The organism is Bacillus sp. V3B (assembly GCF_024494465.1).
GTDB lineage: Bacteria > Bacillota > Bacilli > Bacillales > Cytobacillaceae > Bacillus_BD.
This window is the reverse complement of the sequence record NZ_JAETXM010000016.1, coordinates 43,327-58,881: the sequence shown is the minus strand read 5'-3', so window position 1 is coordinate 58,881 and position 15,555 is coordinate 43,327. Positions and strand designations below refer to the sequence as shown.

At 39.5% G+C, this 15,555-nt stretch carries 21 protein-coding genes; all 21 read left to right on the top strand.

Features of this window, described 5'->3' with window-relative positions:
• Positions 1-61: 61 nt before the first annotated feature.
• The 21 genes from rpoC to rpsN all read left to right on the top strand — a co-directional run bounded on the left by rpoC (position 62) and on the right by rpsN (position 15,542).
• A complete protein-coding gene (gene rpoC / locus JMM81_RS16315) occupies positions 62-3,664 on the top strand; it encodes a DNA-directed RNA polymerase subunit beta' (protein WP_256242618.1) in 3,603 nt (1,200 codons plus the stop codon).
• Between the two features lie 200 nt (positions 3,665-3,864).
• A complete protein-coding gene (locus JMM81_RS16310) occupies positions 3,865-4,113 on the top strand; it encodes a 50S ribosomal protein L7ae-like protein (RefSeq protein WP_256242617.1) in 249 nt (82 codons plus the stop codon).
• 101 nt (positions 4,114-4,214) lie between these two features.
• On the top strand, positions 4,215-4,637 hold the full coding sequence (rpsL, locus tag JMM81_RS16305; protein WP_256242616.1) for a 30S ribosomal protein S12: 423 nt from the start codon (positions 4,215-4,217) through the stop codon (positions 4,635-4,637).
• 38 nt (positions 4,638-4,675) lie between these two features.
• A complete protein-coding gene (gene rpsG, locus JMM81_RS16300) occupies positions 4,676-5,146 on the top strand; it encodes a 30S ribosomal protein S7 (RefSeq protein ID WP_256242615.1) in 471 nt (156 codons plus the stop codon).
• A gap of 51 nt (positions 5,147-5,197) precedes the next feature.
• Positions 5,198-7,276 carry an elongation factor G gene (gene fusA, locus JMM81_RS16295; RefSeq protein WP_256242614.1) on the top strand — a complete coding sequence of 693 codons (2,079 nt, stop codon included), beginning with the start codon at positions 5,198-5,200 and terminating at the stop codon, positions 7,274-7,276.
• Positions 7,277-7,405: 129 nt separating this feature from the next.
• The gene (tuf, locus tag JMM81_RS16290) at positions 7,406-8,593 is read left to right on the top strand and encodes an elongation factor Tu (RefSeq protein WP_256242613.1); all 1,188 of its coding nucleotides are present in this window, start codon (positions 7,406-7,408) and stop codon (positions 8,591-8,593) included.
• A 369-nt stretch (positions 8,594-8,962) separates the two neighbouring features.
• Positions 8,963-9,271 (top strand): 30S ribosomal protein S10, encoded by a 309-nt coding sequence (gene rpsJ / locus JMM81_RS16285; protein WP_071396717.1) that lies wholly within the window; start codon positions 8,963-8,965, stop codon positions 9,269-9,271.
• Positions 9,272-9,315: 44 nt separating this feature from the next.
• Positions 9,316-9,945, top strand: coding sequence for a 50S ribosomal protein L3 (gene rplC, locus JMM81_RS16280; RefSeq protein WP_256242612.1), 630 nt, complete (start codon positions 9,316-9,318; stop codon positions 9,943-9,945).
• Positions 9,946-9,970: 25 nt separating this feature from the next.
• Complete coding sequence (rplD, locus tag JMM81_RS16275; protein ID WP_256242611.1) at positions 9,971-10,594, top strand: 50S ribosomal protein L4; 624 nt, start codon at positions 9,971-9,973, stop codon at positions 10,592-10,594.
• Positions 10,591-10,878 carry a 50S ribosomal protein L23 gene (gene rplW / locus JMM81_RS16270; protein WP_256242650.1) on the top strand — a complete coding sequence of 96 codons (288 nt, stop codon included), beginning with the start codon at positions 10,591-10,593 and terminating at the stop codon, positions 10,876-10,878. Before rplD ends, rplW begins: the two co-directional genes overlap by 4 nt.
• Before the next feature lie 29 nt (positions 10,879-10,907).
• A complete protein-coding gene (rplB, locus tag JMM81_RS16265) occupies positions 10,908-11,738 on the top strand; it encodes a 50S ribosomal protein L2 (protein WP_256242610.1) in 831 nt (276 codons plus the stop codon).
• A 60-nt stretch (positions 11,739-11,798) separates the two neighbouring features.
• Positions 11,799-12,077: a 30S ribosomal protein S19 gene (gene rpsS / locus JMM81_RS16260; RefSeq protein WP_256242609.1), complete on the top strand. Its 279-nt coding sequence runs from the start codon at positions 11,799-11,801 to the stop codon at positions 12,075-12,077.
• 18 nt (positions 12,078-12,095) lie between these two features.
• Positions 12,096-12,437 carry a 50S ribosomal protein L22 gene (gene rplV / locus JMM81_RS16255; RefSeq protein WP_256242607.1) on the top strand — a complete coding sequence of 114 codons (342 nt, stop codon included), beginning with the start codon at positions 12,096-12,098 and terminating at the stop codon, positions 12,435-12,437.
• Positions 12,438-12,440: 3 nt separating this feature from the next.
• Positions 12,441-13,097: a 30S ribosomal protein S3 gene (gene rpsC / locus JMM81_RS16250; RefSeq protein ID WP_256242606.1), complete on the top strand. Its 657-nt coding sequence runs from the start codon at positions 12,441-12,443 to the stop codon at positions 13,095-13,097.
• A gap of 2 nt (positions 13,098-13,099) precedes the next feature.
• Complete coding sequence (gene rplP, locus JMM81_RS16245) at positions 13,100-13,534, top strand: 50S ribosomal protein L16 (protein WP_256242605.1); 435 nt, start codon at positions 13,100-13,102, stop codon at positions 13,532-13,534.
• Positions 13,524-13,727 (top strand): 50S ribosomal protein L29, encoded by a 204-nt coding sequence (gene rpmC / locus JMM81_RS16240; protein ID WP_003351417.1) that lies wholly within the window; start codon positions 13,524-13,526, stop codon positions 13,725-13,727. The genes rplP and rpmC overlap by 11 nt, the downstream gene beginning before the upstream one ends.
• A 19-nt stretch (positions 13,728-13,746) precedes the next feature.
• Positions 13,747-14,010: a 30S ribosomal protein S17 gene (gene rpsQ / locus JMM81_RS16235; RefSeq protein ID WP_256242604.1), complete on the top strand. Its 264-nt coding sequence runs from the start codon at positions 13,747-13,749 to the stop codon at positions 14,008-14,010.
• A 39-nt stretch (positions 14,011-14,049) separates the two neighbouring features.
• A complete protein-coding gene (gene rplN / locus JMM81_RS16230; protein WP_256242603.1) occupies positions 14,050-14,418 on the top strand; it encodes a 50S ribosomal protein L14 in 369 nt (122 codons plus the stop codon).
• A gap of 35 nt (positions 14,419-14,453) precedes the next feature.
• Complete coding sequence (gene rplX, locus JMM81_RS16225; RefSeq protein ID WP_256242602.1) at positions 14,454-14,765, top strand: 50S ribosomal protein L24; 312 nt, start codon at positions 14,454-14,456, stop codon at positions 14,763-14,765.
• 26 nt (positions 14,766-14,791) lie between these two features.
• Positions 14,792-15,331: a 50S ribosomal protein L5 gene (rplE, locus tag JMM81_RS16220; protein ID WP_256242600.1), complete on the top strand. Its 540-nt coding sequence runs from the start codon at positions 14,792-14,794 to the stop codon at positions 15,329-15,331.
• Between the two features lie 25 nt (positions 15,332-15,356).
• Positions 15,357-15,542, top strand: a complete 186-nt coding sequence (gene rpsN, locus JMM81_RS16215; protein WP_251636507.1) for a 30S ribosomal protein S14 — start codon at positions 15,357-15,359, stop codon at positions 15,540-15,542.
• Positions 15,543-15,555 lie beyond the last annotated feature (13 nt).

Genomic DNA, 15,555 nt, shown 5'->3' with positions numbered 1-15,555 from the left:
AATAAAGCGGGAATAGTAGCAATTAGGGTAGAACCCGGAGATGAAAAGGGAGGTAGGCCCCTTGCTTGATGTAAATAATTTTGAGTTTATGAAAATAGGTTTAGCATCACCAGATAAAATTCGATCATGGTCATTTGGTGAGGTAAAAAAGCCAGAAACCATTAACTATCGTACATTAAAGCCGGAAAAAGACGGCTTATTTTGTGAACGTATTTTTGGACCGCAAAAGGACTGGGAATGTCATTGTGGGAAGTATAAACGCGTTCGCTATAAAGGTGTAGTGTGTGATCGATGTGGTGTTGAGGTAACACGTGCAAAGGTTCGTCGTGAACGCATGGGACATATTGAGTTAGCTGCCCCTGTTTCTCACATATGGTATTTTAAAGGAATTCCAAGTCGGATGGGTCTTGTCCTTGATATGTCCCCTCGCGCACTTGAAGAAGTCATCTATTTTGCTTCATATGTTGTCACTGATCCAGGTGATACGACTCTTGAAAAGAAACAGCTACTATCTGAAAAAGAATTCCGTGCATATCGTGAAAAGTACGGGAATAAATTCCAAGCATCAATGGGTGCTGAATCAATTAAAAAACTTCTTTCAGATATTGATTTAATAAAAGAAGCAGAAATGCTGAAGGAAGAGTTAAAAACGGCACAAGGACAGCGTCGAACTCGTGCAATTAAACGTCTAGAAGTCATTGAATCTTTTCGTGGTTCAGGTAATGAACCTTCTTGGATGATTCTTGATGTTCTACCTGTTATTCCTCCTGAACTTCGACCAATGGTTCAGCTTGATGGGGGTCGTTTTGCTACTTCAGATTTAAATGACTTATACCGTCGGGTGATTAACCGTAATAACCGCCTTAAGCGACTTTTAGATCTTGGTGCACCAAGCATTATTGTTCAAAACGAAAAACGAATGCTGCAAGAAGCAGTAGATGCATTAATTGATAATGGTCGTCGTGGTCGTCCTGTAACAGGTCCGGGTAATAGACCATTGAAATCGCTATCCCATATGTTAAAAGGTAAACAAGGACGTTTCCGTCAAAACTTATTGGGGAAACGTGTTGATTATTCAGGTCGTTCTGTTATTGTCGTTGGTCCTAATCTTAAAATGTATCAATGTGGTCTTCCAAAAGATATGGCATTAGAGCTTTTCAAGCCTTTTGTTATGAAGGAACTTGTAGAAAAAGGCCTAGCCCATAATATTAAGTCGGCCAAACGTAAAATAGAAAGAGTACAACCAGAAGTATGGGATGTATTAGAAGAGGTTATTAAAGAGCATCCTGTTCTGCTAAACCGTGCCCCAACACTACACAGATTAGGAATTCAAGCTTTTGAACCTACTCTTGTAGAAGGAAAAGCTATTCGTCTTCATCCACTTGTGTGTACGGCATATAATGCGGATTTTGATGGTGACCAAATGGCTGTGCATGTTCCGCTTTCATCAGAAGCACAGGCGGAAGCCCGTCTATTGATGCTTGCTGCACAAAACATTTTGAATCCGAAAGACGGAAAGCCAGTTGTTACTCCTTCTCAAGATATGGTGCTGGGAAACTACTATTTAACGCTTGAAAGAGCAGGTACTGTTGGTGAGGGAATGATCTTCAATGATATCAATGAAGCTCTTTTGGCTTATCAAAATGGATATGTCCACTTGCATACCCGAATAGCTGTACAATCTAGCTCTCTCAATAATGAGACGTTTACAGAAGAGCAGAATAAAAAGCTATTAATTACGTCAGTTGGTAAATTGATTTTCAATGAAATACTGCCAACGTCATTTCCCTATATCAACGAACCAACTAAAGCAAATCTTGAAGAAAAAACACCTGATAGGTACTTTGTAGAACAAGGTGCTGATGTTAAGGCTATTATCGGAGATATGCCTGTAGTTGATCCGTTTAAGAAAAAGATTCTTGGTAACATTATTGCCGAAGTCTTCAAGCGGTTCAAGATCACTGAAACATCGAAAATGCTTGATCGTATGAAAGATCTCGGATTCAAGTATTCGACTAAAGCAGGTATTACCGTTGGGGTTTCAGATATCGTTGTATTAGCTGAGAAAAAAGAGATTATTGATGAAGCGCATATTAAAGTCGATAATGTATTAAAGCAATTTAGACGTGGTTTAATCACAGAAGACGAGCGATATGATCGTGTTATCTCAATATGGAGTGCAGCGAAAGATACGATTCAGTCGAAACTAATGGATTCATTAGAGAATACAAATCCGATCTTCATGATGAGTGATTCCGGTGCTCGTGGTAATGCATCTAACTTTACACAGCTTGCAGGAATGCGTGGGTTGATGGCGAACCCGGCTGGACGTATCATTGAGTTACCAATCATCTCAAGTTTCCGAGAAGGTCTAACTGTGTTAGAGTACTTTATCTCAACACATGGTGCTCGTAAAGGTCTAGCAGATACAGCGCTAAAAACAGCTGACTCAGGTTACTTAACGAGACGTCTCGTTGATGTAGCACAAGATGTCATTGTTCGTGATGATGACTGTGGTACTGATCGTGGTCTTTTAATCTCAGCACTAAAAGATGGTACGGAAGTCATTGAAACTTTGGAAGAACGTTTAATTGGGCGTTATACTAGAAAAGCGATTAGACATCCAGAGACAAAAGAAGTGATCGTACCAGAAAATAGTTTGATCACTGAAGACCTTGCTGTAGAAATTACTTCATTAAATATTGAAGAAGTTTGGATTCGTTCTGCCTTCACATGTAATACTCGTCACGGTGTTTGTAAGAAATGTTATGGACGAAATCTTGCTACTGGACAAGAAGTTGAAGTCGGAGAAGCAGTCGGAATTATTGCAGCTCAATCGATCGGGGAACCGGGTACACAGTTAACGATGCGTACTTTCCATACGGGCGGTGTTGCCGGTGATGATATTACACAAGGTTTACCACGTATTCAGGAGATTTTTGAAGCTCGAAACCCTAAAGGGGTTGCGGTTATCACTGAAATTGATGGAACTGTAGTATCTATTAATGAAGGCCGTGATCGCCAGCATGAAATGGTTGTCCAAGGGAAATTAGAAACACGCACCTACACTGCGCCATATACAGCAAGGCTAAAAGTAGCTGTAAATGATCACGTAATAATGGGTCAAGAGTTAACGGAAGGTTCTATTGATCCAAAAGAATTAATTAAAGTAAAAGATGTTATGACTGTTCAAGAGTACTTGTTAAAAGAAGTTCAAAAGGTTTACCGTATGCAAGGTGTGGAAATCGGTGATAAACACGTTGAAGTAATGGTTCGTCAAATGCTTCGTAAAGTTCGTGTAATTGAAGCAGGAGAAACAGATGTACTTCCTGGAACATTGCTTGATATTCACCAGTTCACAGATGCTAATAAAAAAGCATTGCTCAGTGGAAAAGCACCAGCTACAGGCCGACCTGTTTTACTAGGAATTACAAAAGCTTCTCTTGAAACGGACTCCTTCTTATCAGCTGCTTCCTTCCAAGAAACAACTAGAGTTCTAACAGATGCAGCAATAAAAGGAAAACGTGATGAGTTACTAGGCTTGAAGGAAAATGTTATTATAGGAAAACTAATTCCTGCAGGAACCGGAATGTCACGGTACCGGAGAGCTGAGCCTATTACAAACAATGAAGAAACAGTAGAACCTCAAGTAACAGTAGAATAAATGAATCGCACAGTACTCTGCATATAGAGTGCTGTGTGATAACCATTTCATTGATTGTAAAAAAGGAAAAATGTCCGATGTAACTTACTACAGTAATGCTTTTTTGCAAAAAAGATTCAATAACGTATTGACAACGTTAACCCTAAGTGATAATATTGCAAAGGTGCTCCTCATAACCGGATACTTTGGAGGATATTTTTATGTCTTATGAAAAAGTATTTCAGACTAAAAGTGTTATCGTAGGAACAAAGCAAACTGCTAGAGCCATAAAATCTGAGATAGCTAGTGAAATTCTCGTTGCGATTGATGCGGATCCTAGGTTGACGTCGAAAATCGTGTTACTTGCAAATGAAGCTAATATCCCAGTCACATATGTTGACTCGATGAAAAAACTTGGTAAAACATGTGGAATTAAAGTGGATGCAGCAGTTGTTGCTATTACTATTTAAAATCGTTTTTGTGGATATAATCTACAAAAACTTTGTTTTTGTTTTAAAATGAGCCACCTGGATGTGTGGACTTAACAAAAAAGTGAAGGGAGGACAAAACAATGCCTACAATTAATCAATTAGTGCGTAAACCACGTAAGTCTATTGTGGAGAAATCAAAATCACCAGCACTTAATAAAGGCTACAATAGTTTCAAAAAAGCACAAACAAACTTAACATCACCACAAAAACGCGGTGTATGTACTCGTGTTGGTACAATGACTCCAAAGAAGCCGAACTCAGCGCTTCGTAAATATGCTCGTGTGCGGTTGTCAAACGGAATCGAGGTAACTGCATATATCCCAGGTATCGGACACAATCTGCAAGAACATAGTGTTGTGTTAATCCGTGGCGGTCGTGTAAAAGATTTACCGGGGGTACGTTATCACATTGTTCGTGGCGCGTTAGATACCGCTGGTGTTAACAACCGTATGCAAAGTCGTTCAAAATATGGTACTAAGAGACCAAAAGCAGCTAAGAAATAATAAACTTAAATAGAATTTTCCTGAAGGGAGGAAATAAAATGCCACGTAAAGGTCCTGTAGCAAAAAGAGACGTGTTACCAGATCCAATTTATAATTCAAAGCTTGTTACTCGCTTAATCAACAAAATGATGGTTGATGGTAAAAGGGGTAAATCACAAGCAATCCTATATGCAGCATTTGACACAATTCGTGAACGTTCTGGCAAAGAACCAATGGAAGTGTTTGATCAAGCACTTAAAAACATCATGCCAGTACTTGAAGTTAAGGCACGCCGTGTAGGGGGTTCTAACTATCAAGTCCCAGTTGAGGTGCGTCCTGATCGTCGTACAACTCTTGGTCTTCGTTGGTTAGTAAACTATTCTCGTCTTCGTGGTGAGAAAACAATGGAAGAGCGTTTAGCTAATGAAATTCTAGACGCTGCTAACAATACTGGTTCATCAGTGAAGAAACGTGAAGATACTCATAAAATGGCTGAAGCAAACAAAGCGTTTGCTCACTATCGTTGGTAGAATTAGTTTTTTAATAAAAATTACTCTTAAACTAGGAAGGAGAAAGACCAAATGGCAAGAGAGTTCTCCTTAGCAAATACTCGTAATATCGGTATCATGGCACACATTGATGCTGGTAAAACGACAACAACTGAGCGTGTCCTTTATTACACTGGTAGAATTCATAAAATCGGTGAAACACATGAAGGTGCATCTCAAATGGACTGGATGGAACAAGAGCAAGAACGCGGGATCACTATTACATCTGCTGCTACAACAGCACAGTGGGATGGTCACCGTGTAAATATCATCGATACACCAGGACACGTAGACTTCACTGTTGAAGTTGAACGTTCTCTACGTGTTTTAGATGGTGCTGTTGCGGTCCTAGATGCTCAATCAGGCGTTGAGCCACAAACTGAAACAGTGTGGCGTCAAGCAACAACATACGGAGTTCCACGAGTTGTATTTGTTAACAAAATGGATAAACTTGGAGCGGATTTCATTTACTCTTTAAGTACACTTGATGATCGTCTTCAAGCAAATGCACATGCTATTCAGCTTCCTATTGGTGCTGAAGATGAGTTCTCAGGGATCATAGATCTAATCGAAATGAAAGCAACTATGTATGGAAATGATCTAGGTACTGATATGCAAGATATCGAAATTCCTGAGGAATATAAAGCTCAAGCTGAAGAATACCGTGAGAAGTTGCTTGAAGCGGTAGCCGAACTTGATGAAAATCTAATGGAAAAATATCTTGGTGGAGAAGAAATCACTAAGGAAGAGTTAAAAGCTGCAATTCGTAAAGGTACTTGTGATGTAGAATTCTACCCAGTAATTTGCGGTTCAGCATTTAAGAACAAAGGTGTTCAAAAAATGTTGGATGCAGTTGTTGATTACCTTCCATCACCACTTGATGTCCCTGCTATCAAAGGAACTCTTCCAGATTCCGGCGAAGAAGTAGAACGTCATGCAGATGATGAAGAGCCATTCTCAGCACTTGCATTTAAAGTTATGACAGACCCTTATGTAGGTAAATTAACATTCTTCCGTGTGTATTCAGGTACACTTCAATCCGGATCATATGTGACAAACTCTACAAAAGGTAAGCGCGAACGTGTAGGACGTATCCTTCAAATGCATGCAAACAGCCGTCAAGAAATTTCAGAAGTATATGCTGGTGATATCGCAGCAGCTGTTGGATTGAAAGATACAACTACAGGAGACACTCTTTGTGCTGAAAAGAATCTTGTTATTCTTGAGTCAATGGAGTTCCCTGAGCCTGTTATCCAATTGTCTGTTGAACCGAAATCAAAGGCTGACCAAGATAAGATGACAGCAGCTTTACAAAAACTTCAAGAAGAAGACCCTACATTCAGAGCACATACTGACCAGGAAACTGGACAAGTTATCATTGCTGGTATGGGTGAACTTCACTTAGATATTCTTGTAGACCGTATGCGTCGTGAATTCAAAGTAGAAGCAAATGTTGGTGCTCCACAAGTTTCCTATCGTGAAACTTTCCGTCAAGCTGCATCTGTTGAAGGGAAATTTGCCCGTCAGTCAGGTGGACGTGGACAATACGGACATGTTTGGATTGAGTTCGCTCCAAACGAAGAAGGAAAAGGATTTGAATTTGAAAATGGTATCGTTGGTGGTGTGGTTCCACGTGAATACATTCCAGCTGTTCAAGCAGGTCTTGAAGATGCCCTTCAAAGAGGTGTGCTAGCTGGTTATCCACTAGTTGATATTAAAGCTAGACTTTTTGATGGATCATACCATGACGTTGACTCAAGTGAAATGGCATTTAAAATCGCAGCTTCTCTTGCATTGAAAAATGCAGCTTCTAAATGTAACCCTGCTATCCTTGAACCTGTTATGAAGGTAGAAGTTACAATCCCTGAAGATTACTTAGGTGATATTATGGGTCAAGTCACGGCTCGTCGTGGTCGTGTAGAAGGTATGGAAGCACGTGGTAATGCACAAATTGTAAAAGCAATGGTTCCATTATCAGAAATGTTTGGTTATGCAACTGCATTACGTTCAAGCACTCAAGGGCGTGGAGTATTCTCTATGCACTTTGATCACTATGAAGAAGTTCCAAAATCAATTTCTGAAGAAATTATCAAAAAAAATAAAGGTGAATAATTGATTTTACCTTTTTATTCAAGTATAACTACTTATGTAAGCTTAGATAGTGTGAGAAGGGGCCCCTTCTCACGGTTATAACTAAAATTATACTTAAAACTTTTCTAATTTAAAGGAGGATTTTTCCTAATGGCAAAAGCTAAATTTGATCGTTCAAAGCCACACGTTAACATCGGTACAATTGGTCACGTTGACCATGGTAAAACAACTTTAACAGCTGCTATCTCAACTGTTCTTTCAAAAGCAGGTGGCGGTGAAGCACGCGGGTATGACCAAATCGATAATGCTCCAGAAGAAAAAGAGCGTGGAATCACAATCAATACTTCACACGTTGAGTATGAAACTGCAAACCGTCACTATGCACACGTAGACTGCCCAGGACATGCTGACTATGTTAAAAACATGATTACTGGTGCAGCACAAATGGATGGCGGCATCCTAGTAGTTTCTGCTGCTGATGGCCCAATGCCACAAACTCGTGAGCACATTCTTCTTTCTCGTCAAGTAGGTGTTCCTTACCTAGTTGTATTCATGAACAAATGTGACATGGTAGATGATGAAGAACTACTTGAATTAGTTGAAATGGAAATTCGTGATCTTCTTTCTGAATATGATTTCCCTGGTGATGACATTCCTGTTATCAAAGGTTCTGCTCTTAAGGCGCTTGAAGGTGAAGCAGAATGGGAAGAAAAAGTTCTTGAACTTATGGCTGCTGTTGATGAGTATATTCCAAACCCAACTCGTGACACTGACAAACCATTCATGATGCCAGTTGAGGATGTATTCTCAATCACTGGTCGTGGAACTGTTGCTACAGGTCGTGTTGAGCGTGGACAAGTTAACGTTGGTGACTCAATCGAAATCATCGGTTTAACTGAAGAGCCTAAAGCAACTACTGTAACAGGTGTTGAAATGTTCCGTAAGTTACTTGACTATGCAGAAGCTGGAGATAACATTGGTGCACTTCTTCGTGGAGTTGCTCGTGAAGAAATCCAACGTGGTCAAGTTTTAGCAAAGCCAGGTTCGATTACACCGCACACAAAATTTAAAGCTCAAGTTTACGTTTTATCTAAAGAAGAAGGTGGACGTCATACTCCATTCTTCACAAACTACCGTCCTCAGTTCTACTTCCGTACAACTGATGTAACAGGTATTTGTAATCTTCCTGAAGGCGTTGAAATGGTAATGCCTGGAGATAACATCGAAATGACGGTTGAGCTTATTGCTCCAATCGCTATCGAAGAAGGTACTAAGTTCTCAATTCGTGAAGGTGGCCGTACAGTAGGCGCTGGATCTGTTGCTACAATCTCTGAATAATTATTTAAATAAAAAGCAGATGAGTGACGACTCATCTGCTTTTTATTTTTGCTTTCATAGTAGAGTTTGTTTCTCGAATCAAGATCTGCAGTGAAAAACTGGTATGCAAAATAAAAGACATATAAACAAATAAAACTTGATCTTTAGTTATGAAACAATTATAATAGAAAAAGTGTTCAAGACATGGAAAAAAACATTATATTTTATGTTGCTTTTTTATGATGTTTTATTGTATAATAGACAATGTTGGTCTTTGACTGCGATGATGTGGGAGGTTGCTGACACACCCGGCCGCTTTGCCATGGCGAGTGTGCGGGAGATTTCCACGGAGAATGTCTATTCTAATATAGGCGAAAAGGAGGGAAAATAATGGCAAAACAAAAAATTCGTATACGTCTTAAAGCATATGATCATAGAATTCTTGATCAATCTTCTGAAAAGATTGTGGAAACTGCGAAGCGTTCTGGTGCAGCTGTATCAGGCCCGATTCCACTACCAACTGAGAAATCAGTTTATACGATCTTACGTGCGGTACACAAGTACAAAGATTCTCGTGAGCAATTTGAGATGCGTACACATAAACGTTTGATTGATATTATTAATCCAACACCACAAACAGTCGATTCATTAATGCGTTTAGATTTACCATCTGGCGTTGATATCGAAATTAAACTTTAATCTAATAAAATGAAATAAAATACAAATTAGGAGGTGTGACTGAAATGACCAAAGGAATCTTAGGAAGAAAGATCGGTATGACTCAAGTATTTGCAGAAAATGGTGATTTAATTCCAGTAACTGTTGTTGAAGCTGGAAATAATATTGTTCTTCAAAAGAAATCAGGTGAAACTGATGGTTATGAAGCGATTCAATTAGGTTTTGAAGACAAACGTGAAAAGCTGTCTAATAAACCTGAAAAGGGACACGTTTCTAAAGCGAATACTGCTCCTAAGCGCTTCGTTCGCGAATTCCGCGGGGTTGACTTAGAAGTATATGAAGTTGGTCAAGAAGTCAAAGTTGATATATTTGCAGAAGGCGATGTAATAGATGTAACAGGTGTATCGAAAGGTAAAGGTTTCCAAGGTGCAATTAAGCGCCACGGACAATCTCGTGGACCAATGGCTCACGGATCTCGTTATCATCGTCGCCCAGGTTCAATGGGGCCTGTAGCTCCAAACCGTGTATTCAAAGGCAAATTATTACCTGGTCGTATGGGTGGAGAGCAAGTAACAGTTCAGAATCTTGAAATTGTGAAAATCGACGCTGATCGTAACCTACTATTAATTAAAGGTAATGTTCCTGGTGCTAGAAAAGCATTGCTGAAAATTAAAAGTGCGATTAAAGGGAACTAATTAAGTCGGAAAGGAGGAAATGAGAATGCCGAAAGTTGATTTATTTAACCAAAGCGGTTCAAAAGTAAGTGAAATCGAGCTTAATGAATCTGTATTTGGGATTGAACCAAACCAACATGTACTATTTGAAGCGGTTGTTATGCAAAGAGCATCTTTGCGTCAAGGAACACATAAAACAAAAGTACGTTCTGAAGTAGCTGGTGGTGGACGTAAACCATGGCGTCAAAAAGGAACTGGTCGTGCGCGCCAAGGTTCCATTAGATCACCACAATGGCGTGGAGGCGGAACTGTATTTGGACCAACACCACGTAGCTATAGCTATAAATTACCAAAAAAAGTTCGTCGCTTAGCGATTAAATCTGCGTTATCATCTAAAGTAGTAGATGAGAACATCTTGGTATTAGAAAGCCTGGCTTTCGATGCTCCAAAAACAAAAGAATTTAAAGATGTGCTAAAGGCACTTTCTGTTGATTCTAAAACATTAATCGTTACTGCAGACCTTGATGAAAATGTAGCGTTATCTGCTCGTAATCTTCCTGGTGTAACAGTACTTACTGCTGAAGGCATTAACGTTTTAGATGTTTTGAATCATGACCGTTTAATCATGACAAAAGCTGCAGTTGAAAAAGTAGAGGAGGTGCTTGCATAATGGATGCACGCGATATCATTAAGCGCCCCGTTATCACTGAACGTTCTACTGATTTAATGGCCGATAAAAAATATACTTTTGATGTTGATGTTAGAGCTAACAAAACTCAAGTAAAAGACGCTGTAGAAGAAATTTTCAGTGTAAAAGTTGATAAAGTTAACATCATGAACTACAAAGGTAAGTTCAAGCGTATGGGTAAATTCGGTGGTTACACAAACAAACGTCGTAAAGCGATTGTTAAACTAACAGCCGACAGTAAAGAAATCGAAATTTTTGAAGCATAAAATCTAAATAAGAAGAGGAGGGAAATGAAATGGCGATTAAAAAGTATAAACCTACCAGTAACGGTCGACGCAATATGACTTCATCTGACTTTGCTGAAATCACTACAAGCACACCAGAGAAATCCTTACTTGCTCCAGTGCATCGTAAAGGCGGCCGTAACAACCAAGGTAAAATCACAGTTCGTCATCAAGGTGGTGGCCATAAGCGTCAATATCGTATTATCGATTTTAAACGCGATAAAGATGGCATTCCAGGACGCGTTGCCACAATAGAATATGATCCAAACCGTTCTGCAAATATTGCATTAATCAATTATGTAGATGGAGAGAAGCGTTATATCCTAGCTCCCAAGAACCTTACAGTAGGTTTAGAGGTAATGTCCGGCCCAGAGGCAGACATTAAAGTAGGAAATGCACTTCCGTTAGTGAATATTCCAGTAGGTACAGTTATCCATAATATCGAGTTAAAACCTGGAAAGGGCGGACAATTAGTACGTTCTGCAGGTACTTCAGCACAGGTTCTTGGTAAAGAGGGTAAATATGTACTTGTTCGTTTGAATTCAGGAGAAGTTCGTATGATTTTAGCTACTTGTCGTGCAACAGTAGGTCAAGTAGGGAATGAACAACATGAACTTATTAATATTGGTAAAGCAGGTCGTTCTCGTTGGTTAGGCAAACGCCCTACAGTACGTGGATCTGTTATGAACCCTAACGATCACCCACACGGTGGTGGTGAAGGACGCTCGCCAATTGGACGTAAGTCTCCTATGACTCCTTGGGGTAAACCAACTCTTGGTTACAAAACTCGTAAGAAGAATAATAAATCAGATAAATTTATTGTTCGTCGTCGTAAAAAATAACGAGATTGTACTACGGTTCAAAGGAAGAGCCGTAGAGCAATCACGAAGGGAGGTTCAATTATGGGTCGCAGCTTAAAAAAAGGACCTTTTGTTGATGAACATTTAATGACAAAGGTTGAGAAATTAAGTGAAACAAATAGCAAGCAGGTTATAAAAACTTGGTCAAGACGTTCAACAATTTTCCCACAATTTATTGGACATACAATTGCAGTTTATGATGGTCGTAAACATGTGCCTGTATATGTTACTGAAGACATGGTAGGCCACAAACTTGGAGAATTTGCTCCAAGTCGTGCATACAAAGGCCATGGAAATGACGATAAGAAAACAAGACGTTAATGAGAGGAGGGCATTTATATGCAAGCTAAAGCTGTTGCAAGAACAGTTCGTATTGCTCCTCGTAAAGCTCGTTTAGTCGCAGATTTAATTCGAGGAAAGCAAATTGGCGAAGCAGTAGCCATTTTAAAACTTACACCAAAGGCTGCTTCTCCAATCATAGAAAAAGTATTGAATTCTGCTGTAGCGAACGCTGAGCACAACTATGAAATGGACGTTAATAATTTAGTTGTTGCCCAAGCTTTTGTAGACGAAGGACCAACAATGAAACGTTTCCGTCCTCGTGCACAAGGTCGCGCTAGCCAAATTAATAAACGCACTAGTCATATTACAATCGTTTTATCAGAAAAGAAGGAGGGGTAGTTAGTGGGTCAAAAAGTAAATCCAGTCGGTTTGCGTATCGGGGTTATCCGTGATTGGGAATCTAGATGGTATGCAGGAAAAGACTATGCTGATCTATTACACGAAGACCTAAAAGTACGTGAGTATATTGCGAAACGTTTAAAAGACTCTTCTGTTTCTAAAGTTGAAATCGAACGTGCAGCTAACCGTTTAAATGTTACTGTTCATACTGCTAAACCTGGTATGGTAATTGGTAAAGGCGGAACGGAAGTTGAAGCTTTACGTAAAGCATTAAATTCACTTACTGGGAAACGTGTTCACATTAATATACTTGAAATTAAAAAAGCTGACGTTGATGCGAAATTGGTTGCGGAAAACATTGCTCGTCAATTAGAAAACCGTGTATCATTTCGTCGTGCTCAAAAACAAGTTATTCAACGTGCGATGCGCTCTGGTGCAAAAGGTATCAAAACAATGGTATCCGGTCGTTTAGGTGGTGCAGACATCGCTCGTTCTGAGTCTTATAGTGAAGGAACAGTTCCACTTCATACTCTACGTGCAGACATCGATTATGCTCATGCAGAAGCTGATACTACTTATGGTAAACTTGGCGTAAAAGTGTGGATCTACCGTGGAGAAGTCCTTCCTACTAAGAAGAAAACTGAGGAAGGAGGCAAATAATTATGTTATTGCCAAAACGTGTAAAGTATCGTCGTGTACACCGTGGAAAAATGCGCGGTCAATCAAAAGGTGGTACTACTGTAAATTTCGGCGAATTTGGTCTTCAAGCTACTGAAGCATCATGGATTACAAACCGCCAAATTGAATCTGCCCGTATCGCTATGACACGTTATATGAAACGTGGTGGTAAGGTATGGATTCAAATATTCCCACATAAACCTTACACTGCTAAGCCTTTAGAAGTTCGGATGGGTTCCGGTAAAGGTGCTCCTGAAGGATGGGTAGCAGTTGTTAAACCTGGTAAAGTAATGTTTGAAATCGCAGGAGTTTCTGAGGAAATTGCACGTGAAGCATTACGACTTGCCGCACACAAACTTCCAGTTAAATGTAAGTTTGTAAAACGAGAAGAAATTGGTGGTGAATCAAATGAAAGCTAATGAAATTCGTGACCTTACCACTGCAGAAATCGAACAAAAAGTAAAATCATTAAAAGAAGAGCTTTTCAACCTACGCTTTCAATTGGCGACTGGACAACTTGAAAACACAGCTCGTATTCGTGAAGTGCGCAAAGCGATAGCTCGCATGAAAACAGTGATTCGTGAAAGAGAGATCGGCGTTAACAATCGATAAATCGAGAGGAGGTTCATAAATGAGTGAACGTAACCAACGCAAAGTTTACACTGGACGTGTTGTTTCTGATAAAATGGATAAGACCATTACTGTAGTTGTTGAAACACATAAAAAGCATCCATTGTATGGTAAGCGCGTAAAGTACTCTAAAAAGTTCAAAGCTCATGATGAGCAAAACCAAGCAAAAATTGGCGATATCGTTCGCATTATGGAAACTCGTCCGCTTTCTGCTACTAAGCGTTTCCGTCTAGTAGAAGTAGTGGAAGAAGCAGTTATTATTTAATTGATCGGATATGCATGATCCCGAAGGGAGGTTATACACATGATTCAACAAGAAACACGTTTAAAAGTTGCTGACAATTCTGGTGCCCGTGAGGTATTAACCATTAAAGTTCTAGGTGGTTCTGGTCGTAAAACAGCTAATATCGGTGACGTTATTGTTTGTACAGTAAAACAAGCAACACCAGGTGGCGTTGTTAAAAAAGGCGATGTAGTTAAAGCTGTAGTTGTACGCACAAAGTTCGGTATGCGTCGTAATGACGGTACTTACATTCGTTTTGATGAAAACGCATGTGTAATTATCCGTGACGATAAGAGTCCTCGTGGAACTCGTATTTTCGGACCAGTTGCACGTGAATTACGTGATAGCAATTTCATGAAAATCGTTTCTCTAGCTCCAGAAGTATTATAATTTAAAAATTACTGCCTTTAAGGAGGTGCAAACAGATGCATGTAAAAAAAGGTGACAAAGTTATGGTCATCTCTGGTAAAGATAAAGGCAAAACAGGTGTCATTCTTGCTTCTTTTCCTAAGAATAGCCGTGTTCTCGTAGAAGGTGTGAACATTGTAAAGAAACACTCTAAGCCATCTCAAATGAATCCACAAGGTGGAATCTTTAGCCAGGAAGCACCTATTCATGTATCAAACGTTATGCCTATCGATCCAAAGACCGGAGAACCAACTCGTGTAGGTATAAAAGTGGTTGACGGCAAAAGAGTACGCATAGCAAAAAAATCAGGTGAAGTTCTAGATAAATAGTCAAAAGAAGAAGGGAGGTACAATGAATGAGCCGCCTAAAAGAAAAATTTGTTAAAGACATTACTCCTGCTCTAATGGGCAAGTTTAATTATAAATCAATTATGGAAGTACCAAAAATTGAGAAAATCGTTATCAACATGGGAATTGGTGATGCTGTGCAAAATGCAAAAGTTCTGGATAATGCTGTAGAAGAACTTGCATTAATCACAGGTCAAAAGCCTGTTGTTACTCGTGCGAAGAAGTCTATCGCTGGTTTCCGTCTTCGTGAAGGAATGCCGATCGGTGCGAAAGTAACTCTTCGTGGTGAGCGTATGTACGAATTCTTTGATAAATTAGTATCAGTTTCTCTACCGCGTGTACGTGACTTCCGTGGAATTTCTAAAAAATCCTTTGATGGACGTGGAAATTATACACTTGGAGTTAGGGAACAATTGATTTTCCCAGAAATTGATTACGATAAAGTAAGTAAAGTACGTGGTATGGATATCGTTATTGTAACGACAGCGAATACTGATGAAGAAGCACGTGAACTTCTAACTCAGTTCGGAATGCCATTCCAAAAGTAATCTTTAAATAGAGGGAGGCGAAAACGTGGCTAAAAAGTCAATGATTGCGAAACAAAAACGCACTTCAAAATTTAAAGTACAAGAATACACACGCTGCGAACGTTGTGGTCGTCCACATTCTGTATATCGTAAATTTAAGCTTTGCCGAATTTGTTTCCGTGAATTAGCATACAAAGGACAAATTCCTGGTGTTAAAAAAGCTAGCTGGTAAAACCCATATTTGG